The organism is Streptomyces sp. NPDC059010 (genome assembly GCF_042740355.1).
Classification (GTDB): Bacteria; Actinomycetota; Actinomycetes; order Streptomycetales; family Streptomycetaceae; genus Streptomyces.
Map to the genome: position 1 here is coordinate 370494 of NZ_JBHYJA010000001.1, position 19281 is coordinate 389774.

The 19281-nt window shown below is 71.5% G+C and carries 16 protein-coding genes and 1 pseudogene; 13 read left to right on the forward strand and 4 right to left on the reverse strand.

Annotated elements, in window-relative coordinates; all coding sequences use genetic code 11:
• Positions 1–70: 70 nt before the first annotated feature.
• From ACFWYS_RS01790 to ACFWYS_RS01805, 4 genes are all read left to right on the forward strand, one after another.
• On the forward strand, positions 71–580 hold the full coding sequence (locus ACFWYS_RS01790) for a helix-turn-helix domain-containing protein (RefSeq protein ID WP_384762067.1): 510 nt from the start codon (positions 71–73) through the stop codon (positions 578–580).
• 444 nt (positions 581–1024) lie between these two features.
• A complete protein-coding gene (locus tag ACFWYS_RS01795; RefSeq protein WP_384762069.1) occupies positions 1025–2332 on the forward strand; it encodes a DUF2690 domain-containing protein in 1308 nt (435 codons plus the stop codon).
• Positions 2333–2695: 363 nt separating this feature from the next.
• A complete protein-coding gene (locus ACFWYS_RS01800) occupies positions 2696–3685 on the forward strand; it encodes a malate dehydrogenase (protein ID WP_384762071.1) in 990 nt (329 codons plus the stop codon).
• A gap of 115 nt (positions 3686–3800) precedes the next feature.
• A complete protein-coding gene (locus ACFWYS_RS01805; protein ID WP_384762073.1) occupies positions 3801–4661 on the forward strand; it encodes a hypothetical protein in 861 nt (286 codons plus the stop codon).
• A gap of 25 nt (positions 4662–4686) precedes the next feature.
• Here ACFWYS_RS01805 and ACFWYS_RS01810 read toward each other — a convergent pair whose 3' ends face one another.
• Positions 4687–5583: a GNAT family N-acetyltransferase gene (locus tag ACFWYS_RS01810; RefSeq protein ID WP_384762075.1), complete on the reverse strand. Its 897-nt coding sequence runs from the start codon at positions 5581–5583 to the stop codon at positions 4687–4689.
• Positions 5584–5809: 226 nt separating this feature from the next.
• Between ACFWYS_RS01810 and ACFWYS_RS01815 the strand changes: the two genes are divergently transcribed.
• The 5 genes from ACFWYS_RS01815 (at position 5810) to ACFWYS_RS01835 (ending at position 12991) form a co-directional block, all read left to right on the forward strand.
• Positions 5810–7336, forward strand: coding sequence for an aldehyde dehydrogenase family protein (locus ACFWYS_RS01815; protein WP_384762077.1), 1527 nt, complete (start codon positions 5810–5812; stop codon positions 7334–7336).
• A 67-nt stretch (positions 7337–7403) separates the two neighbouring features.
• Positions 7404–8933 carry a GMC family oxidoreductase gene (locus ACFWYS_RS01820; RefSeq protein ID WP_384762232.1) on the forward strand — a complete coding sequence of 510 codons (1530 nt, stop codon included), beginning with the start codon at positions 7404–7406 and terminating at the stop codon, positions 8931–8933.
• Complete coding sequence (locus tag ACFWYS_RS01825; protein ID WP_384762079.1) at positions 8933–10060, forward strand: glycine betaine/L-proline ABC transporter ATP-binding protein; 1128 nt, start codon at positions 8933–8935, stop codon at positions 10058–10060. The genes ACFWYS_RS01820 and ACFWYS_RS01825 overlap by 1 nt, the downstream gene beginning before the upstream one ends.
• Positions 10060–12009, forward strand: coding sequence for an ABC transporter permease (locus tag ACFWYS_RS01830; RefSeq protein WP_384762081.1), 1950 nt, complete (start codon positions 10060–10062; stop codon positions 12007–12009). Before ACFWYS_RS01825 ends, ACFWYS_RS01830 begins: the two co-directional genes overlap by 1 nt.
• Before the next feature lies 1 nt (position 12010).
• On the forward strand, positions 12011–12991 hold the full coding sequence (locus ACFWYS_RS01835) for an ABC transporter substrate-binding protein (RefSeq protein ID WP_384762083.1): 981 nt from the start codon (positions 12011–12013) through the stop codon (positions 12989–12991).
• Between the two features lie 55 nt (positions 12992–13046).
• Here ACFWYS_RS01835 and ACFWYS_RS01840 read toward each other — a convergent pair whose 3' ends face one another.
• Both ACFWYS_RS01840 and ACFWYS_RS01845 read right to left on the reverse strand, forming a co-directional pair.
• Positions 13047–13784, reverse strand: a complete 738-nt coding sequence (locus ACFWYS_RS01840) for an isocitrate lyase/phosphoenolpyruvate mutase family protein (protein WP_384762085.1) — start codon at positions 13782–13784, stop codon at positions 13047–13049.
• 67 nt (positions 13785–13851) lie between these two features.
• Positions 13852–14367, reverse strand: coding sequence for a carboxymuconolactone decarboxylase family protein (locus ACFWYS_RS01845; protein WP_384762087.1), 516 nt, complete (start codon positions 14365–14367; stop codon positions 13852–13854).
• A 47-nt stretch (positions 14368–14414) separates the two neighbouring features.
• Here ACFWYS_RS01845 and ACFWYS_RS01850 point away from each other — a divergent pair, with 47 nt between their 5' ends.
• Positions 14415–15896, forward strand: a complete 1482-nt coding sequence (locus ACFWYS_RS01850) for a PLP-dependent aminotransferase family protein (RefSeq protein ID WP_384762089.1) — start codon at positions 14415–14417, stop codon at positions 15894–15896.
• 184 nt (positions 15897–16080) lie between these two features.
• Here the strand turns inward: ACFWYS_RS01850 and ACFWYS_RS01855 are convergent, their stop codons facing one another.
• Entirely contained in the window at positions 16081–16944 is an 864-nt protein-coding gene (locus ACFWYS_RS01855; RefSeq protein WP_384762234.1) for a hypothetical protein, read from the reverse strand.
• Between the two features lie 137 nt (positions 16945–17081).
• Between ACFWYS_RS01855 and ACFWYS_RS01860 the strand changes: the two genes are divergently transcribed.
• The 3 genes and pseudogenes from ACFWYS_RS01860 to ACFWYS_RS01870 form a co-directional block, all read left to right on the forward strand.
• On the forward strand, positions 17082–17453 hold the full coding sequence (locus ACFWYS_RS01860; RefSeq protein WP_384762091.1) for a hypothetical protein: 372 nt from the start codon (positions 17082–17084) through the stop codon (positions 17451–17453).
• 97 nt (positions 17454–17550) lie between these two features.
• Positions 17551–18735 (forward strand): glutathionylspermidine synthase family protein, encoded by a 1185-nt coding sequence (locus ACFWYS_RS01865; protein ID WP_384762093.1) that lies wholly within the window; start codon positions 17551–17553, stop codon positions 18733–18735.
• A 347-nt stretch (positions 18736–19082) separates the two neighbouring features.
• Positions 19083–19265: pseudogene (locus ACFWYS_RS01870) on the forward strand (alpha/beta fold hydrolase); the annotation flags it as partial.
• Positions 19266–19281 lie beyond the last annotated feature (16 nt).

Sequence of the window (19281 nt, forward strand, 5' to 3'; positions counted from 1 at the left end):
GGGATGCGGGTCGGGAACCAATGCGCGGTCCCGGATCGTCACCCGATCGGATCTGGTTCGGAGGTGAGCGATGGGTGCCTGGCAGCCGCTGCCCGACGATCTGCCGCCGGAGGTGCGGCATTTCGTGGAGCAGTTGCGGCAGCTCAAGGACCGCACGGGCTTGAGCCTGGCCTCCCTGGGCGCGCGCACCGCGTACAGCAAGTCCTCCTGGCAGCGTTACCTCAACGCCACCCAGCCCCCGCCCCGGCAGGCGGTCGTCGCCCTGTGCCGGGTGGCCGGGATCGGCAAGGAGGAGGCGGAGCGCTTCGGGGTGCGGTGGGAACTGGCCGTGCAGGCGTGGCCGAAGCCGGTGGGGCTGACCGGGGCGGCCAAGCCGGAGGGCGCGGACGGGGAGACGGGCGGGGAGACGGGCGTCGCCGGGGGCGGCGGTGAGGAGTACGAGGACGATCCCACCCTTCCCTGGTGGGAGGAGCCGCCGAAGGAACCGGAGGTGCCGTCGCGGCGGTTGCTGATGGTCGCCGTAGTGCTGGTGGTGGCGCTGGTGCTGACCGGAGTGATCGGGGTACTGGCGCTGGGCTGAGCCCGGTGGGGCTCCCGCGTCTGGATTGGCCTGATTGTCGGCATGGGGCGCATGTGATCGCTTATGTGCGTTCTGTGTGGTGATGTGTTGACAAGTTCGCGGATTTGCAACGAAGTCGTTCAACTGCCGGGCTAGCGTGGTCGGTTGTCGGGCTCGGAGCGATCGATTTGGGGCGGTCCGGGGACGCCCCGCGTGACGGCAAGGGCTTACTGCCAGGGTTGTGTCGGACGGCGACCGGAGCCGGTGGAACACTGGACGGGACCTGCCGGGCGTGCAACGGTGCATGCCCGCAGTCCCAATGCTCCCGTGCGCCCCCACCCCGGGAACTGAGATCCTTGCCGGGCGCATCCCTGTGGGTAGCCAGAACGGGGACTCGGCAGCGGGCACACGCGCGGGGGAACGCGAGAAACACCAGCACGAACCGGGGGGAAGAGGGGGGAAGCAATGCCTCGTTGGAGGGCCTTGCCGGATGAACTCGATCCGCAGGTCAGGGAGTTCGCGAGTCAGCTGCGGCGGCTCGTGGACCGCAGCGGTCTGAGCATCGCGGCGCTGGCCGACCGGACGGGATACAGCAAGACGTCCTGGGAACGGTATCTGAACGGGCGGCTGCTCGCGCCCAAGGGCGCGATCGTGGCGCTCGCCGAGGTCACCGGCACCAATCCGGTCCACCTGACGACCATGTGGGAGCTCGCCGAACGCGCCTGGAGCCGTTCGGAGATGCGCCACGACATGACCATGGAGGCCATCCGGATCTCCCAGGCACGCGCCGCGCTGAGCGAGTTCGGCGCACCGCCCGCGAACGCCAAGGGCAGCGCCAAGGGGAGCACCAAGGCGGCCAAGCCCGCGCGCAGGGGCGGCAATGCCACGGCCGCGCCCACGCCCGGGGTGGCGGGACCGGCCGGGGTCGCCCCGACCGTGCCGCCCGCGGTGCCGGTGCAGCCCACGGCGCCGGAGGTTCGGGACGCGGGGGTCCGGGACTCGGGAGTTCGGGACTCGGGAGTTCGCGATTCCGTCGGGGGCGACGTCCGGGAAGCCGAGGACTCCGGGGGCAACTCGTGGAAGCTGGCCGGGTATCGGGGGCCGGCGCCGACGGGTACCCGGGGGGCCGGCACGACGTCTTCCGGGGCGTCCGCCGGGTCCGGGGCCGCCGGAGCGGAGTCGGGGCCGGCCTGGACGCCCGCGACGCCCGGTCCGTACGGCGAACCGCCGCAGGGGCCGCGTCCGGGAAGCAGAGCCGCCACTCGCGCCGCCGGCGGCGGTGGGAAGCGGCGGCTGACGATGTTCCTCGCGGGGGTCGTCGGTGTGCTGGTCGTGATCGCGGCGGTCTTCTACCTCACCGACAGCGGCAGCGGGAAGAAGAACGAGGACGCCGCCAAGTCGCCCTCGCCGACCGCTTCGGCCGACACCGATCTGCCGCCTGGGGTGAAGTGCAGCGGTGACTCCTGCACCGGCAAGGACGCGGAGGCCATGGGGTGCAGTGGTGACCTCGTGACGACCGCCAAGACCGCGACCGTGGGTACGGCCGTGGTCGAGGTGCGCTACAGCGAGGCCTGTGGCGCGGCCTGGGGGCGTATCACCAAGGCCGCGCAGGGGGACGAGGTCGTGGTGACGGTCGGCAAGGCCAGGGAGAGCGGCTCGATCACCGCCGTCGGGGACACGATCGCGTACACGCCGATGGTGGCCGTGAAGGACGCGGGCGAGGCGAAGGCCTGCGCGACGCTGGCCGTCGGGCAGGAGGGCTGCACGCAGTAAGGAAGGCAGCAAAAGAAGTTCGGGTGGGCAGGAATGGGTGCCGGCAAAGTGGGAACGCGCACCGTACCCCCACGGGAGTCCGGCATCGGTACCCCCACCCGGCGGCCGCCAGGTCCCCCTCTCCCGGACCCGGCGGCCGCCCCCTTTTGCCTCCCGTTTGTCCCCCGCTGTTGTCCCCTTCGCCCCGGCGTTCGTCACTGATCGTCATTCTGTGGGACGGGCCACACGGGACCCGGCCGTGCGAGATCCCGGATGCGCGATAGCCTGACCGGTGGATCTCTCGACGCCAAGAGATCGATCATCTCTAAGTCCCGCACCCGGGGCCGGGATGCCCTCACCGCCAGCTGTCCTACGGAGAACGCCATGACCCGCACTCCCGTGAACGTCACCGTCACCGGCGCGGCCGGCCAGATCGGCTACGCCCTGCTGTTCCGCATCGCCTCCGGCCAGCTGCTCGGCGCGGACGTGCCGGTCAAGCTGCGACTCCTTGAGATCACCCCGGCGCTCAAGGCCGCCGAGGGCACCGCCATGGAGCTCGACGACTGCGCGTTCCCGCTCCTGCAGGGCATCGACATCTCGGACGACCCGAACGTCGCCTTCGACGGTGCCAACGTCGCCCTCCTCGTCGGCGCCCGCCCGCGCACCAAGGGCATGGAGCGCGGTGACCTCCTGGAGGCCAACGGCGGCATCTTCAAGCCGCAGGGCCAGGCCATCAACGCCCACGCCGCGGACGACATCAAGGTCCTGGTCGTCGGCAACCCGGCCAACACCAACGCGCTCATCGCGCAGGCCGCCGCCCCGGACGTACCGGCCGAGCGCTTCACCGCGATGACCCGCCTCGACCACAACCGCGCGCTGACGCAGCTGGCGAAGAAGACGGGTTCGACGGTCGCCGACATCAAGCGGCTGACCATCTGGGGCAACCACTCCGCCACCCAGTACCCGGACATCTTCCACGCCTCCATCGCCGGCAAGAACGCCGCCGAGGTCGTGAACGACGAGAAGTGGCTGGCCGAGGACTTCATCCCGACCGTCGCCAAGCGCGGTGCGGCGATCATCGAGGCCCGCGGCGCCTCCTCGGCGGCCTCCGCCGCCAACGCCGCGATCGACCACGTCCACACCTGGGTCAACGGCACCGCCGACGGCGACTGGGTGTCCATGGGTATCCCGTCCGACGGTTCCTACGGTGTCCCGGAGGGGCTCATCTCCTCCTTCCCCGTCACCACCAAGGACGGCAAGTACGAGATCGTCCAGGGCCTGGAGATCAACGAGTTCTCCCGCGCCCGTATCGACGCCTCCGTCCAGGAGCTCGCGGAGGAGCGCGAGGCGGTCCGTTCGCTCGGCCTCATCTGAGTTCTGTCACGAACCTGCGCGGGCCCTGTTCCGGTTTCTTCCGGGGCGGGGCCCGTGACTGTTTTCGGCGCTAGCGTCGGAAGCGGTAAGCATCAGGTGATTCGGGGGACTTGCCATGAGCGGATGGGACGGCAAACACGAGCCGAGCGAGGAGAGAGGCCAGGCGGCCTGGGCCGCCGCGCGGGAACCGATCACCCCACCGCCCTGGGCGTCGGCCCGGACCCAGACCTTCTCGACGCCCTCCTACGAACCGATCCCCGCGCAGCCCTCGCCTCCCCACATCCGGCCCGCACCTGCCCGCGCCCGCCGCCTCCTGCTCGTCGTCGTCACCGCGGCCGTCCTCGGAGCGGGCGTCGGCACCGGTGTCTGGTTCCTCATCCGCGACGACTCCACGGCCGGGGGAAGAGCCGGAGGGACCCCGCTGCCGAGCGTCGCCGTCGCCACCCCGTCGGCCTCCGCGGGCAACTCCCCGTCGGCCTCCGCCGCCGACTCCCCGTCGGCGTCCGCCTCGCTGTCCTCACCCGCCGGCTACCGCCGCGCCCAGGACCCCGTCGGCTACACCCTCCATGTCCCCGAGGGCTGGATCCGCAGGCAGGAGCAGGGCGAGAAGGCCCCGGTCGTCCGCTACGACTCCCCGGACGGCGAGCGCGGCCTGCAGATCTTCGCCCTCTCGGAGGACACCCCGGCCGAGTCCCTCGACCTCGCCGAGAACGACCCCGGCTACGGCTACTCCGCCCAGCCCGGCTACCAGCCCCTGCAGCGTGCCTCGGCCGCCGGCTGGTCCGAGCTCACCTACCGCTACGACGACCAGAACAAGGGCCCGCGCCAGGTCATCGACCACCGCTTCGAGGCCACCGACGGCACGCTCTACGCGATCCGCGCCGCCGGCCCCGGGTCCCTGGCCCCGGAACTGGTCCGCGAACCGCTCACCGCGGCGCTGGAGTCCTTCTGCCCGGCGGGCGCCGATTGCCGGTGACCCCGGTCGGCCCGGCCACGGGCTCTCAGCGGTCCAGACGCTTCTCGAACCAGTGGCTCGCATAGACGTTGTCGTCGTACGCCGGGATCTCCGTGTACCCGCACGCCCGGTACATCGCCTGCGCCTCCTTGAGCGCGGCGTGCGTGTCGAGTCGTACGACGGTGAAGTCCCGTGCGGCCGCCTCGCGTTCGAGGGCGTCCAGCAGACGGCGGGCCAGGCCCAGGCGGCGGGCCTCGCGGTGCACCCAGACGTGGCGGATCTCGCCGACACCGGGTTCCAGGCGCCGTAGCGCGCCGCTGCCCACGGGACGGCCCTCCTCGTAGGCGACGAAGAACGCGCCGGCGTCGCCGGACACCTCGTGCGGCCGTACCAGGTCGTTCTTGTCGAACCCCTCGGGGAACCGCTCGTCGATGTCGTCCGCGTACGCGTCCAGGCTGGCCAGGGCGTCCGGGGCCGCGCCGTCGACGAGGTCGACGGTGATGCCCGCGAGGCGCAGGAGCCGCTGGGTCGTGGCCATGGCCCGGGTCAGCTCGGCGCGCTGCGGTGCGGTCAGGCCTTCGAGCAGCCCCGCGACGACCGCGCCGGCCCGCCGGTTCTGCTCCTCCAGTTCCACCCGTCCGGCCTGCGTCGGTTCGATCATGCGCAGCCGGTTGTCCTGCGGATGTGCGCTCAGCCGGACCATGCCCTGGGCCTCCAGGGCCTTCGCCATCCGGCTCAGATACCCCGCGTCCAGACAGAGCCGGCTCCTCAGCTCGCGCAGTGACGCGCCGTCCCCGATCTCGAACAGCAGGCGGGCCTCGCCCAGCGGGCGGTCCTGACCGAGGTAGTGGTCGTCCAGTACGCCGATGCGACGCGTGAAATAGCGGTTGAAGTGCCGGAAGGCCGTCACATGCGCCGCCGCCACCGGCTCCGGGGGCTCCATGGGTTCCATATTTCTTTGACTTTAGTCAAAGGTCCCATCGTGGTCCATGGTTGTGCCCTGAGGTGCGTCCCTTTTGCTCATGTTTGGGTGAATGTTCAGTGATGCACCGCACTTTCCACCGTGGATTGCGCATGCAATGCGGGCACGGGGGCAGGCGGAGACGGTCCTATGAGTGACACCTGTGTGACTCAGGGGCGCTGAACAGGAACGGAAGGCAACACCGATCATGACCGGACAGCAGGCGCGGCAGGAGCCGCAGACGATTCACGCGGGCGGCGAGTGGCGCGAGGCCGCCTCGGGTGCCACGCGCGACATTCTCGACCCCGCGGACGCCCTGCCGTTCGCCGTGGTCGCGGAGGGTGACGAGAAGGACGTCGACCTGGCCGTGGCGGCCGCCCGCCGCGCCTTCGACGGAGGCCAGGGCGAGTGGCCCCGCACGCCGGTCGCCGAGCGTGCCGCGGTGCTGCGCCGCGTCGCCGACCTGCTCGTACGCGACCGCGAGACGCTCGGACTGCTGGAGAGCCGCGACGCTGGCAAGACCGTCGAGGAGGGCCGGGTCGACATCGACTGTGTCGCCGACGCCTTCCGCTACTTCGCCGAGCTGGCCGCCGCCGAGGCCCCGGGCCGGGTCGTGGACGCGGGCTCGGCCGACATCCACAGCGTCGTCGTACACGAGCCGGTCGGTGTGTGCGCGCTGATCACGCCCTGGAACTACCCCCTCCTCCAGGCCAGCTGGAAGATCGCGCCCGCGCTCGCCGCCGGGAACACCTTCGTCGTCAAGCCCAGCGAGATCACCCCGCTGACGACCATCGCGCTCATCGAGCTGCTCGTCGAGGCGGGGCTGCCCACCGGTGTCGCCAACATCGTCACCGGCCCCGGTCACTCGGTCGGCGCCCGGCTCGCCGAGCACCCCGACGTCGACCTCGTCTCCTTCACCGGCGGCCTGATCAGCGGCACCAAGGTGGCCCAGGCCGCCGCCCCCGGCGTCAAGAAGGTCGCCCTCGAACTCGGCGGCAAGAACCCCAACGTCGTCTTCGCCGACGCCTGCGCCACCGACGAGGCCTTCGACACCGCCGTCGACCAGGCCCTCAACGCCGCCTTCATCCACAGCGGCCAGGTCTGCTCGGCGGGCGCCCGCCTGATCATCGAGGAGTCGATCAGGGACCGTTTCGTCGCCGAGCTGGCCCGCCGCGCCTCGCGCATCCGGCTGGGCCGCGGCACCGAGGACGGCGTCGAGTGCGGGCCGCTCGTCTCCGAGCAGCAGCGCGCCAAGGTCGAGGCGTACGTCGAGTCCGCGCTCCAGGAGGGCGCGGTGCTGCGCTCCGGCGGCAAGCGCCCCGAGGCCGGCCACACCAGGCCCGCCACCGGCTACTTCTACGAGCCGACCGTGCTCGACCACTGCCACCGCGAGATGCGCGTCGTACGCGAGGAGGTCTTCGGGCCGGTCCTCACCGTGGAGACCTTCCGCACCGAGGACGAGGCCGTCGCCCTCGCCAACGACACCGAGTACGGCCTCGCCGGCGCCGTCTGGACCGCCGACGCGGGCCGGGCCCGGCGCGTCGCCGGCCGGCTGCGGCACGGCACCATCTGGATCAACGACTTCCACCCGTACCTCCCGCAGGCGGAGTGGGGCGGCTTCGGCAAGAGCGGGGTGGGCCGTGAGCTCGGCCCCGCCGGACTCGCCGAATACCGCGAGACCAAGCACGTCTACCAGAACCTCGCGCCCAGGCCGGTGCGCTGGTTCGCGGGCTGACCTCCCCATGAGACCCCCGCGTCAGCCCTGATCAACCCCCTTGGAGTACCACCCCATGCCCGACCCCATGCCCGAGAAGACCCACGAGTACGACTACGTCGTCATCGGCGGCGGCACCGCAGGCTCCGTCATCGCCTCCCGCCTCACCGAGAACCCGGACGTCACCGTCGCCGTCATCGAAGGCGGCCCCAGCGACGTGGACCGGGACGACGTCCTCACCCTGCGCCGCTGGATGGGCCTGCTCGGCGGTGAGCTGGACTACGACTACCCGACCACCGAGCAGCCCCGCGGCAACTCCCACATCCGGCACAGCCGCGCCCGCGTCCTCGGCGGATGTTCGAGTCACAACACCCTCATCGCCTTCAAGCCGCTGCCGTCCGACTGGGACGAGTGGGAGGAGGCCGGGGCCAAGGGCTGGGGCGCGGTGCCGATGGAGGCGTACTACGCGCGCCTGAAGAACAACATCGTCCCGGTCGACGAGAAGGACCGGAACGCCATCGCCCGTGACTTCGTCGACGCGGCGCAGGCCGCGCTCGACGTCCCGCGCGTCGACGGCTTCAACAAGCAGCCCTTCACCGAGGGCGCCGGCTTCTTCGACCTCGCCTACCACCCCGAGAACAACAAGCGCTCCTCGGCGTCGGTGGCGTATCTGCACCCGGTGATGGACGAGCGCGACAACCTCACCATCATGCTGGAGACCTGGGCGTACCGGCTGGAGCTGAACGGCACCGACGCCGAGGGCGTCCATGTGCGCACCAAGGACGGCGAGGAACTGCTGATCCGCGCCCGCAACGAGGTCGTCCTGTGCGCGGGCGCCGTCGACACGCCCCGGCTGCTGATGCACTCCGGCATCGGCCGCCGCCAGGACCTGGAGGCACTGGGCATCCCGGTCGTCCACGACCTGCCGGGCGTCGGCGAGAACCTGCTCGACCACCCCGAGTCGGTGATCGTCTGGGAGACCGACGGGCCGATCCCGGACAACTCCGCGATGGACTCCGACGCGGGCCTTTTCGTGCGCCGCGACCCCGAACTCCAGGGCCCGGACCTGATGTTCCACTTCTACCAGATCCCGTTCACGGACAACCCGGAGCGCCTCGGCTACCAGCGGCCGGAGTTCGGCGTCTCGATGACCCCGAACATCCCGAAGCCGAAGAGCCGCGGCCGGCTGTACCTGACCAGCGCCGACCCGGCGGTGAAGCCCGCGCTCGACTTCCGGTACTTCACCGACGAAGACGACTACGACGGCCGCACCCTCGTCGACGGCATCAGGATCGCCCGTGAGATCGCCAAGGCGGAACCGCTGGCCGGCTGGCTCAAGCGCGAGGTGTGCCCCGGCCCGGAGGTCACCGGCGATGAGGAGCTCAGCGAGTACGCGCGCAAGGTCGCGCACACCGTGTACCACCCGGCGGGCACCTGCCGTATGGGTGCCGCCGACGACGAACTGGCCGTGGTGGACCCGCAGTTGCGGATCCGGGGCCTGAACGGAATCCGAATCGCCGACGCCTCCGTCTTCCCGACGATGACCGCCGTGAACCCGATGATCGGGGTGCTCATGGTCGGGGAGAAGGCCGTCGACCTCATGGGAGGTGAGGCGTGATGAGTACGACCCCTCAGACGGCGCCGCAGAACACGACGCCCGAGACCCGCAAGCCCCCGGCCGAGACGCCGGTCTTCTCCGTCGAGGGCCTGTGGAAGGTCTTCGGCCCCAAGCCGCACCTGGTCCCCTCCGACCCGGAGCTGACCGCGCTCACCCCCGCCGAACTGCGCACGCGCACCGGCTGCACGGCAGCCGTCAGGGACGTGTCCTTCGACGTCCGCAAGGGCGAGGTCTTCGTCGTCATGGGCCTGTCCGGCTCCGGCAAGTCCACGCTGGTGCGCTGTCTGACCCGCCTCATAGAACCGACGGCCGGCACGATAGCCATCGACGGCGAGGACGTCCGCGCCATGGACAAGACCCGGCTGCGCGAACTGCGCCGCCACCGCGCCGCGATGGTCTTCCAGCACTTCGGCCTGCTGCCCCACCGCACGGTCCTGGACAACGTGGCGTACGGCCTGGAGATCCAGGGCGTCGGCAAGGCCGAACGCCGTGAGCGGGCTGCCGCCGTGGTCGAAAAGGTCGGCCTGGAGGGCATGGAGCACCGCAGGCCGGGCCAGCTGTCCGGCGGTCAGCGCCAGCGCGTCGGCCTGGCCCGGGCCCTGGCCGTGGACCCCGAGGTGCTGCTCTTCGACGAGCCGTTCAGCGCGCTCGACCCGCTGATCCGGCGGGACATGCAGGAGGAGGTCGTCCGACTGCACCGCGAGGAGGGCCGCACCATGGTCTTCATCACGCACGACCTCAGCGAGGCCCTCAAGCTCGGCGACCGCATCGCCCTGATGCGCGACGGCGCCGTGGTCCAGCTCGGCACCCCCGAGGAGATCGTGGGCTCCCCGGCCGACGACTACGTCCGCGAGTTCGTCCGCGACGTCCCGCGCGAACAGGTCCTGACGGTCCGTACGGCCATGCGCACCGCGTCGGCCGACGAGGCCGGCAACGGGCCGGCGGTCGCGCCGGACGCGACGGTGTCCGAGGCGATCGAGGCCGTGGCGCGCACCGGTGCCCCGGCCCGCGTCATGGAGGACGGCCGCTGCCTCGGCGTGGTCGACCACGAACGGCTTCTCGGCGTCGTCGCGGGGACGGAGCAGCCCGTCGCAGCGGGAACGGAGCAGGCGAAGGAGGTGGTCTGATGGCCACGGTCACCGCCGCCGCCCCGCGCACCGCTCTGCCCGGCTTCCTCAAGCGCCCCGGCGTGCGCAAGCTCCTGCTGCTCGCGCTCGCCGCCGCGATCCTCGTCCCGCTGGCCGACGCCCGCTGGGCGAGCGGCACCTGGCCGGGCGCGCTCACCGTCGACGTCTCCGAGCCGCTCACCAAGGTCAGCGACTGGATCGTCGACAACCGGGACAGCCACCCGCTGTTCCTCTACTTCTTCGGCCACCTCAGCAACGCGGTCATCGTCGCCGTACGCGCCGTCTACCTGGTGCTGCTCGCCGCCGGCTGGGCCGGCGTCACCGCCGCCGCGTCCCTGATCGCCTGGCGCGTCGCGGACTGGAAACTGGCCGCCGGTACCGGTGTCGCCTTCCTGACCTGCGGGTTCCTCGGCATGTGGATCCCGACCATGCAGACCCTCGCACTCATGGTCGTGGCCGTGCTCGCCTCGGCCGTCGTGGGCGTGCTCCTCGGCCTCGCCGCCGGACTGTCCGACCGTATGGACAGAGCCCTGCGCCCGGTCCTGGACACCATGCAGGTGCTCCCCGCCTACGCCTACCTCCTCCCCGTCGTGCTGGTCTTCGGCATGGGCGTCCCCGCCGCCGTCCTGGCCACCGTCGTCTACGCCGCCCCGCCGATGGCCCGCCTCACCGCCCTCGGTCTGCGCGGCGCCGACAAGGAGGTGCTGGAGGCGGTCGAGTCGATGGGCACCACCGCACGGCAGCGGCTGCTGACCGCCCGTATCCCGCTGGCCCGCAAGGAACTCCTGCTCGGCCTGAACCAGACGATCATGATGGCGCTGTCCATGGTGGTCATCGCGTCCGTGATCGGAGCGGGCGGCCTCGGCGACCGCGTCTACCAGGCGCTGGCCACCGTCGACGTCGGCGCCGCCCTCGCGGCCGGCATCCCGATCGTGCTGCTCGCCGTCGTACTGGACCGGGTGACCGGCGCGGCGGGGGCGCGGCTCGGTGACGAACCCCGGCCCAACGGCCGGGCACGCTCGCTGTACGCCCTGGCCGCCGCCGTGGCCGTGGCCGTCGCCGGACGCCTCGCGGGCCGCCTCGACTGGCCCGACGCCTGGACCCTGAACTTCGCCGAGCCCGTCAACAGCGGCGTCGACTGGATGACCGACCACCTCTACTCCGGCGTCCCCGTCATCGGCGGCACCGCCGACTGGGCCGCCCACTTCACCACCTGGGTCCTCAACCCCCTGCGCGACGGCCTGCAGTGGCTGCCCTGGTGGTCGGTCCTGCTGATCGTCGCCACGCTCGCCTGGCTGATCGGCACCTGGCGCACCGCGCTGACCGCAGTGCTCGCCATGGCCGCGATCGGCGTACTCGGCGTATGGGGCCCGTCGCTCGACACGCTCTCCCAGGTGCTGGCGGCCGTCGCCGTCACCCTGGCCCTGGGCTTCGCCACCGGCATCGCGGCGGCCCGCAGCGACCGGGTCGAGCGGATGCTGCGCCCCGTCCTGGACGTCTTCCAGACGATGCCGCAGTTCGTGTACCTGATCCCGGTCGTCGCGCTGTTCGGCGTGGGCCGCGCGCCCGCCGTCGCCGCGGCCGTCGTCTACGCCCTGCCCGCCGTCGTCCGCATCACCACCCAGGGCCTGCGCCAGGTCGACCCGGCCGCCCTGGAGTCGTCCCGCTCGCTCGGCGCGACCCCCGCCCAGCAGCTGCGGCAGGTCCAGCTCCCACTCGCCCGCCCGGCGCTGCTGCTCGCCGTCAACCAGGGCGTCGTCCTGGTCCTCGCCGTCGTCATCATCGGCGGCCTGGTCGGCGGTGGCGCGCTCGGCTACGACGTCGTCGCCGGCCTCGCCCGGGGCGAACTGGCGACCGGTCTGGTGGCCGGTGCCGCGATCGTCTGCCTCGGTCTGATGCTGGACCGGGTGACGCAGCCGACGGAACGCCGCGCGAAGAAGGGAGCGTGACATGCGTATCCGTATCCGACGTAACCGACGTGTGCGGACGACTGCGGTAGTGGCCGGCGTGTCCTCCCTGGCGCTGCTGACCGGCTGCGGCGCCGCCGACATGACCAAGCAGTCGTCGCCCTTCGCCAATGCGCAGGGCGCCAAGACCGTGACGCTCTCCATCCAGTCCTGGGTCGGCGCCCAGGCCAACGTCGCCGTCGCCCAGTACCTCCTGGAGCACGAGCTCGGCTACCGCGTCGACACCGTCCAGGTCGACGAGATCCCCGCCTGGGACGCGCTCAGCCAGGGCCGGGTCGACGCGATCATGGAGGACTGGGGCCACCCCGACCAGGAGCAGCGCTACGTCAAGGACAAGAAGACGATCGTGCCCGGCGGCGACCTCGGGGTCACCGGTCACATCGGATGGTTCGTGCCGACGTACTTCGCGAAGGCCCACCCGGACGTCACCGAGTGGAAGAACCTCAACAAGTACGCCGACCAGCTGCGCACCGCGGAGAGCGGCGGCAAGGGCCAGCTGATGGACGGCTCGCCGTCCTACGTCACCAACGACAAGGCGCTGGTGAACAACCTGGACCTGGACTACCAGGTGGTGTTCGCCGGTTCGGAGGCCGCGCAGATCACCCAGATCAAGCAGTTCGCCAAGGCCAAGAAGCCCTTCCTGACCTACTGGTACGTGCCGCAGTGGCTGTTCAAGAAGGTCCCCATGACCGAGGTGAAGCTGCCGGCGTACAAGGAGGGCTGCGACGCGGACCCGGCGAAGGTCGCCTGCGCCTATCCGCACACCCCGCTGCAGAAGTACCTCAACGCCGACTTCTCGGAGAAGGGCGGTGAGGCGGCGGCCCTGCTGAAGAAGTTCAAGTGGACGACCGAGGACCAGAACGAGGTCTCCCTGATGATCGCCGAGCAGAAGCTGTCACCGCAGGAGGCGGCGAAGAAGTGGGTGGACAGCCACGAGTCCACGTGGAAGGCGTGGCTGTCCTGAGCGTCGGGATGGCGTGGCCGTCCCGAGCCTCGGGATTGCGTGGCCGTCCTGACGGTCACTTCCCGAGGTCGGCGGCGATCTCGCGCAGCGCCTCGTCGGCCCTGCGCTGGAGCCCCGGCCCGAATGTGATCCGGGTGGCCCCGAGTTCGCCGAGTTCGGCGGGCGAGGGGCCTCCGGTCACCGTGCCGTGCACATTGACCGGACCCTGGATGCCGGACCGCAGCAGCGGCAGTACGTCGACGGGGGCGCCGATCGGATACACGCAGTCGGCACCGGCGGCGACGTACAACGCGGCCCGCTCGATGGCCTGTTCCGCGGCCTGCTTGGGGTCGGTGTCCCGGCGGGCCCGGATGAAGGTGTCGATCCGGGCGTTGAGGAAGAGCCGGTCGGCGGCGGCGTGCCGCACCTCGGCGAGCCAGTCGGCGTGCGCACGCGGGTCCTTGAGGGCCCCGCCCTCGGAGTCCTCCAGGTTGCACCCGACGGCACCCGTCGCCAGCAGCCGCTCCACCAGTTCCCCGGGCGCGATCCCGTACCCGCCCTCGATGTCCGCCGACACCGGCACGTCGACCGCCCGCACGATGCGCGCGACCGCCGCGAACATCTCCTCGGCCGGGGTCTGCCCGTCCTCGTACCCGAGGGAGGCGGCGACCCCCGCACTGGGCGTGGCGAGCGCCGGGAACCCGGCCTCGGCGAAGACGCGGGCACTGGCGGCGTCCCAGGGGCCGGGCAGGACCAGCGGGTCGTCGGGGGAGCGGCGGCGGTGCAGCGCACGTAAGGCTTCGACTCGGGTCATGGTGTGTACCTCCCTGGTGGATGTGCGACGACTGGTCATCACCCTGCGTCACGGGTGGTGCGTGAGCTCACTGATGCTGCCCCGGCTGGTAGTGCCCCGGCGCCATACGGCAGGTCACCCCGAACCGGTTCCAGGCGTTGATCACGGTGATCGCGGCGATGAGCTGGGCCAGCTCGGCCTCGTCGAAGTGCTTGGCGGCCTTCTCGTACACCTCGTCGGGCACGAACCCGTCGGTCAGTACGGTGACGGCCTCCGTGAGCTCGATCGCCGCGAGCTCCTTCGAGGTGTAGAAGTGCGCGGACTCCTCCCAGGCGCCGAGCTGCACGATCCGCTCGACGCTCTCGCCCGCCGCGAGCGCGTCCTTGGTGTGCATGTCGAGGCAGAACGCGCAGTGGTTGATCTGCGAGGCACGGATCTTCACCAGCTCGTACAGCTGCGGTTCGAGTCCCTTCCGGGCGGCCGCGTCGAGTCGGATCATCGCCTTGTAGACGTCGGGGGCGTGCTCGGCCCAGCTGAGGCGGGCGGGGCGCTCGGGGGCGTACGCCACGGTGGTGGTCGTGGCGGCGTTGTCCGTCGTAGTCATGATCTCGACCCTAGGAGCGAAGCAGCCCAGGAGTATGGTCCATTTCCATGGCGAAACCTTGGGCCACTTTGGGCATCGACCTCCACCTGGAACCGGCGGGACCGGGCCTGCGCCGGGGCCTGACCGACGCCCTGCGCGAAGCGGTCCGCACCGGACGCCTCGCCCCGGCCACCCGCCTCCCCTCCTCCCGCTCCCTCGCGGCCGACCTGGGCATCGCCCGCAACACGGTGGCCGAGGCCTACGCGGAGCTGGTCGCGGAGGGCTGGCTGACGGCAAGGCAGGGGTCGGGGACGAGGGTGGCGGAGCGGGTGGTGAGGGGGCCGGTGAGGGAGGGTGCGGTGCTGCCGCAGACCGGCGCCCTGGGCTCACCCAGCGTCGGCGCTGCCGCTGCCGCTGCCCCTCGCACCACCACCCCACCCCGCCGGGACCGCTCACGCCCCCGCCCCCGGCCCCGCCCCGCATACGACCTGGTCCCCGGCACCCCGGACCTCTCCGCCTTCCCTCGCGCGGAGTGGCTCAAGGCGGCCCGCCGTGCTTTCCTCGCGGCCCCGCACCAGGCCCTCGGCTACGGCGATCCGCGCGGCCACGCCGACCTGCGGGCGGCCCTCGCCGGTTACCTCTCCCGGGCGAGGGGTGTGCGCGCCGATCCCGAACGCATCGTGGTGTGCGCGGGTTTCGGGCACGGTCTGTCACTGCTCGGCAGGGTGCTGCGGGCGCGTGGCGCGCAGCGGGTGGCGGTGGAGTCGTACGGCCTGCCGCCGCACTGGAGGCAGCTGACGACGGCGGGCCTGTCCACCCACCCCCTCCCCTTCGACGAACTGGGCACGAGCGTGGCGGAGTTGACGCACGAGAGCGCGGTGCTGCTCACGCCCGCCCACCAGTTCCCGATGGGCGTGCCGCTGCACCGGGACCGCCGGGCGACGGTGGTGGACTGGGCGCGCCGCACCGGTGGCCTGGTCCTGGAGGACGACTACGACGGAGAGTTCCGCTACGACCGCCAGCCCGTCGGAGCGCTCCAGGGGCTGGACCCCGAGCACGTCGTCTACCTGGGCACGGCCAGCAAGTCCCTCGCCCCCGGCCTGCGCCTGGCGTGGATGGTGCTGCCGTCGACGCTGGTGGAGGAGGTGACGGTGGCGAAGGGCCACGTGGACACCTGCGGGGTGCTGGACCAGCTGACCTTGGCGGAGTTCCTGACGTCCGGTGCCTACGACCGTCACGTCCGCGCCGCCCGTCTGCGCTACCGCCGCCGCAGAGACGCCCTGGTCCGCGCCCTGGCCCTGCACGCCCCCCACCTCCACGTCACCGGCATCGCGGCCGGCCTCCACGTCCTCCTCCGCCTCCCACCCGGCACGGAACAGTCCGTGGTCCAAGCGGCGACCTGGCAGGGCCTGGCCCTCCACGGCCTGACCTTCTTCCGCCACGAGTCGGCCACGACGGAGCCGGCGGATGCGCTGGTGGTGGGATACGGGACACCACCGGATCACGCGTGGGCGGGGGCGTTGGAGGCGTTGTGCAGGGTGCTGCCGTAAGGAGGGTGCACACCTCCGGCCGCTCTTCAGCCCGTCCGGCGTTTGAGGACAAGGCCCCTCAGGGGGCCGGAGCGGGGGTCCGGGGGCGGCAGCCCCCAGAAGGCCCCGGGGTCGAAGGGGCAGAGCCCCTGGAGGACGGGACGGGTAGGGGCGGCGGGGGCGAGAACCCACCCACCACGACAGCTCACCGCACAGCCACCCCCGCCCCACCCCCCGCCCCGCCGTCGGAGACAACCGGCGCCTCCCCGAACCGCGCCAACGCCAACGCCCCCACCACAGCCACCACAAACCCCAGCACAGCCAGCCACCCCAACCCCTCCCGCGTCCGGTCCCCCAGCCACACCACCCCCACCACCGCCGGCCCGACCGTCTCCCCGATCACCATCGCCGCGGTAGCCACCGTCACAGACCCCCGCTGCAACGCCGAAGTGAGCGCCAGAAACGCCGCCCCACCCCCCACCAGCAACGCATACGTCGCCGGATTCCCCACCAAGTCCGACACCCCCACCGAATCGATCAGCCGCACCGACACCTCCACCACCCCGAACCCGAACCCGGCCGCCAGCCCGAGCACCAACCCCCGCCCCCGCTCGGGCAACAGCCCACCCGCCAGCCCGACCCCCAACACCCCGACCGCCACCGCGAGCATCGAGAACTTCAACGCGTCCGACCCGCCCAGATCCCCCTCCGTCCCGGACGCGAACCCCAACATCGCCAGCCCGGCACACACCACCCCCACCGCGCCCCACTCACCCCGCCGCAACCGCACCCGCAGCAACCGCGCGGCCACCACCGCGGTCACCGCGAGACTGGACGCCAACGCCGCCGCCACGGCGTAGATGGGCAGCGCCCGCAGCGCGACGACCTGCAACACGAACCCCAGCCCGTCCAGCGCAAGGCCGGCCACATACCGCCACTGCCGCACCGCCCGCAGCAACACCCCCGCCTCGCCGCCCCGCCCCCCCTGCGCGCTCGCCGCCCGCGCGGCCATCGCCTGCAGGACGGTGGCCGTACCGAAACAGACCGCCGCACCCAGCGCACACACCATCCCAAGCAGCACAAAGCGACTGTAGGGGAGCGGACGAAGGGCAGCCCTCCGACAGTCACACGAGCGGCGATCTCTAAGCTGTTCGCCACACGACAACCAGAACATCGGCGTCAACGACGTCATCGGGGGACACACACATGGCGGAATCACGACGCCGGCTGCGCTCCAGCACGGTCGTACTCGGCGGCATGGGAGTCATAGCCGCGGCCCTGACCTCCTGCGGCTCGGAACCGGACCGCCGCTGCGTCGACCGCGACAGCTACACCTACGAGGGCTACAAGGTCATCGCGGACAAGAACTGCAACTCCGGCAGCAGCTCAAGCTCCTCGTACGGCACCGGCGGCAAGGGCAAGAGCGGCAAGAAGAAGACCGGCGGCTCCGACGCCGCCTGGTACTACGAGGCCGACGTCGACGACGGCCGCGCCGACTTCGGCACCTTCAGCCGCAGCGAGGCCGTGGACCGAGGCGGCTTCGGCTGCTCCAGCTCCGGCAGCAGCAGCGGCGGCTGACCGGGCAGAGCAGCCAGGTCAGGCAGAGCAGCCAGGTCAGGCAGGTCAGGTAGAGCAGGCAGATCAGGTCGAGCAGGCAGGGCAGGGCACGTACGAGATGGAACGCCGCACGACAGACCCCCGCCCCGGCTGGCAGCAGACCGTCGAGGAGCAGGGGCTCATCTACCCCCTCACCCGCCACCCCGACAACTCCCTGCGCCCCTACTGGGACGAGAGCGCGTACTACGTCTTCTCGCTCCCGGAGGTCGAGGCGCTGGAGGAGGTCGTCGAGGAACTCCACGCCATGTGCCTGACGGCGGCCGAGCACATCGTCGCCGAGAACCGCTTCGCCGACCTCGGCATCACCGACCCGCGCATCGTGAACGCGGTCACCGAGGCCTGGCGCCGCCGCGCCGAACTCCCCTCCGTCTACGGCCGCTTCGACCTCCGCTACGACGGCACCGGCCCGGCGAAGCTCCTGGAGTACAACGCCGACACCCCCACCTCACTGGTCGAGGCCGCGAGCCCCCAGTGGTTCTGGATGGAGGAGCGCTTCCCCGGCGCCGACCAGTGGAACTCCCTCCACGAACGCCTCATCGCCGCCTGGAAGAAACAGTCCGCCCTGCTCCCGCCCGGCGCCCCGCTCTACTTCGCGTACTCCTCGGCCGACGAACTCGGCGAGGACATGATGACGGTCGCCTACCTCAAGGAGACCGCGGAACAGGCGGGCCTGGACACCGGCTGGATCTCCATGGAGGAGATCGGCTGGGACCCTCTCTCCGGCCGCTTCGTCGACACCCGACTCCGTTTCATCCGCAGCTGCTTCAAGCTCTACCCCTGGGAGTGGCTCACCACGGACCGCTTCGCCGACCACGTCCTGGACACCCTCGACAACGGCGGCGGTACCGGCACGACCCTGTGGATCGAGCCCGCCTGGAAGATGCTCCTCAGCAACAAGGCCCTCCTCGCCATCCTCTGGGAGCTCTACCCGGACCACCCGAACCTCCTCCCCGCCCACCTCGACGGCCCGAGGGAACTGGCGAACACGACGGGCTGGGTCGCCAAGCCCCTGCTGGGCCGCGAGGGCGCGGGCGTGACCATCCACGAGAAGGGCGCCGAACCCGTCGTACGCGAAGAGCCCTGCTGCTACCAGCAGTTGGCCCCACTCCCCACCTTCGACGGCAACCACGTCGTCCTCGGCGCCTGGGTAGTCGAGGACGAGTCGGCGGGCCTCGGCATCCGCGAGTCGTCCGGCCTGATCACGGACGAATACGCCCGCTTCCTGCCCCACGTGATCCTGTAGCACCGCTGCCACCCGGCTCGGGACCGCTTCCGGACCGGCTCGGGAAACCCTGTGGCCACTTCGCCCACCTGTCGACACGATTCGTCTCGTCTCGACTGTGCCGCACCATCACCGCCACACCATCACCGCCACGCCATCGCCGGCACGCCATCAGCGGTACACCGCCACCGGCAAGCCACCACCGGCACACCACAGGGAGCGCCATGGACCACCTCATCGACCTCGACACGGCCCCCGGCATCCGACTCTGGGCGGAAGACCAGGGCGCCTCCGACGCACCTCCCCTCCTCCTGATCACGGGCGCACAGGCCTCCGGCCTCGGCTGGCCCGACGAACTCGTCTCCCTCCTGCCCACCCTCGTCATCTCAGCCCCCGCCGAACCCGTCTACCCCCTCCCGCACGCCCACCACCTGGCCCAGGTCATCCACGGCGCCCACCTGGTCGAGATCCCCGGCATGGGCCACGCACTCCCGCCCGAGATCCACAAGCCCCTCGCCGCCGCGATCCTCGACCACACCCAGCCCGGCTGAAGCCGTCGGCGCCCGC

Coding starts and splice junctions, on each gene's coding strand:
- ACFWYS_RS01790 (WP_384762067.1), top strand. CDS start 71: ATGGGTGCCTGGCAGCCGCTGCCCGACGATCTGCCGCCGGAGGTGCGG.
- ACFWYS_RS01795 (WP_384762069.1), top strand. CDS start 1,025: ATGCCTCGTTGGAGGGCCTTGCCGGATGAACTCGATCCGCAGGTCAGG.
- ACFWYS_RS01800 (WP_384762071.1), top strand. CDS start 2,696: ATGACCCGCACTCCCGTGAACGTCACCGTCACCGGCGCGGCCGGCCAG.
- ACFWYS_RS01805 (WP_384762073.1), top strand. CDS start 3,801: ATGAGCGGATGGGACGGCAAACACGAGCCGAGCGAGGAGAGAGGCCAG.
- ACFWYS_RS01810 (WP_384762075.1), bottom strand. CDS start 5,583: ATGGAGCCCCCGGAGCCGGTGGCGGCGGCGCATGTGACGGCCTTCCGG.
- ACFWYS_RS01815 (WP_384762077.1), top strand. CDS start 5,810: ATGACCGGACAGCAGGCGCGGCAGGAGCCGCAGACGATTCACGCGGGC.
- ACFWYS_RS01820 (WP_384762232.1), top strand. CDS start 7,404: ATGCCCGAGAAGACCCACGAGTACGACTACGTCGTCATCGGCGGCGGC.
- ACFWYS_RS01825 (WP_384762079.1), top strand. CDS start 8,933: ATGAGTACGACCCCTCAGACGGCGCCGCAGAACACGACGCCCGAGACC.
- ACFWYS_RS01830 (WP_384762081.1), top strand. CDS start 10,060: ATGGCCACGGTCACCGCCGCCGCCCCGCGCACCGCTCTGCCCGGCTTC.
- ACFWYS_RS01835 (WP_384762083.1), top strand. CDS start 12,011: ATGCGTATCCGTATCCGACGTAACCGACGTGTGCGGACGACTGCGGTA.
- ACFWYS_RS01840 (WP_384762085.1), bottom strand. CDS start 13,784: ATGACCCGAGTCGAAGCCTTACGTGCGCTGCACCGCCGCCGCTCCCCC.
- ACFWYS_RS01845 (WP_384762087.1), bottom strand. CDS start 14,367: ATGACTACGACGGACAACGCCGCCACGACCACCACCGTGGCGTACGCC.
- ACFWYS_RS01850 (WP_384762089.1), top strand. CDS start 14,415: ATGGCGAAACCTTGGGCCACTTTGGGCATCGACCTCCACCTGGAACCG.
- ACFWYS_RS01855 (WP_384762234.1), bottom strand. CDS start 16,944: ATGGTGTGTGCGCTGGGTGCGGCGGTCTGTTTCGGTACGGCCACCGTC.
- ACFWYS_RS01860 (WP_384762091.1), top strand. CDS start 17,082: ATGGCGGAATCACGACGCCGGCTGCGCTCCAGCACGGTCGTACTCGGC.
- ACFWYS_RS01865 (WP_384762093.1), top strand. CDS start 17,551: ATGGAACGCCGCACGACAGACCCCCGCCCCGGCTGGCAGCAGACCGTC.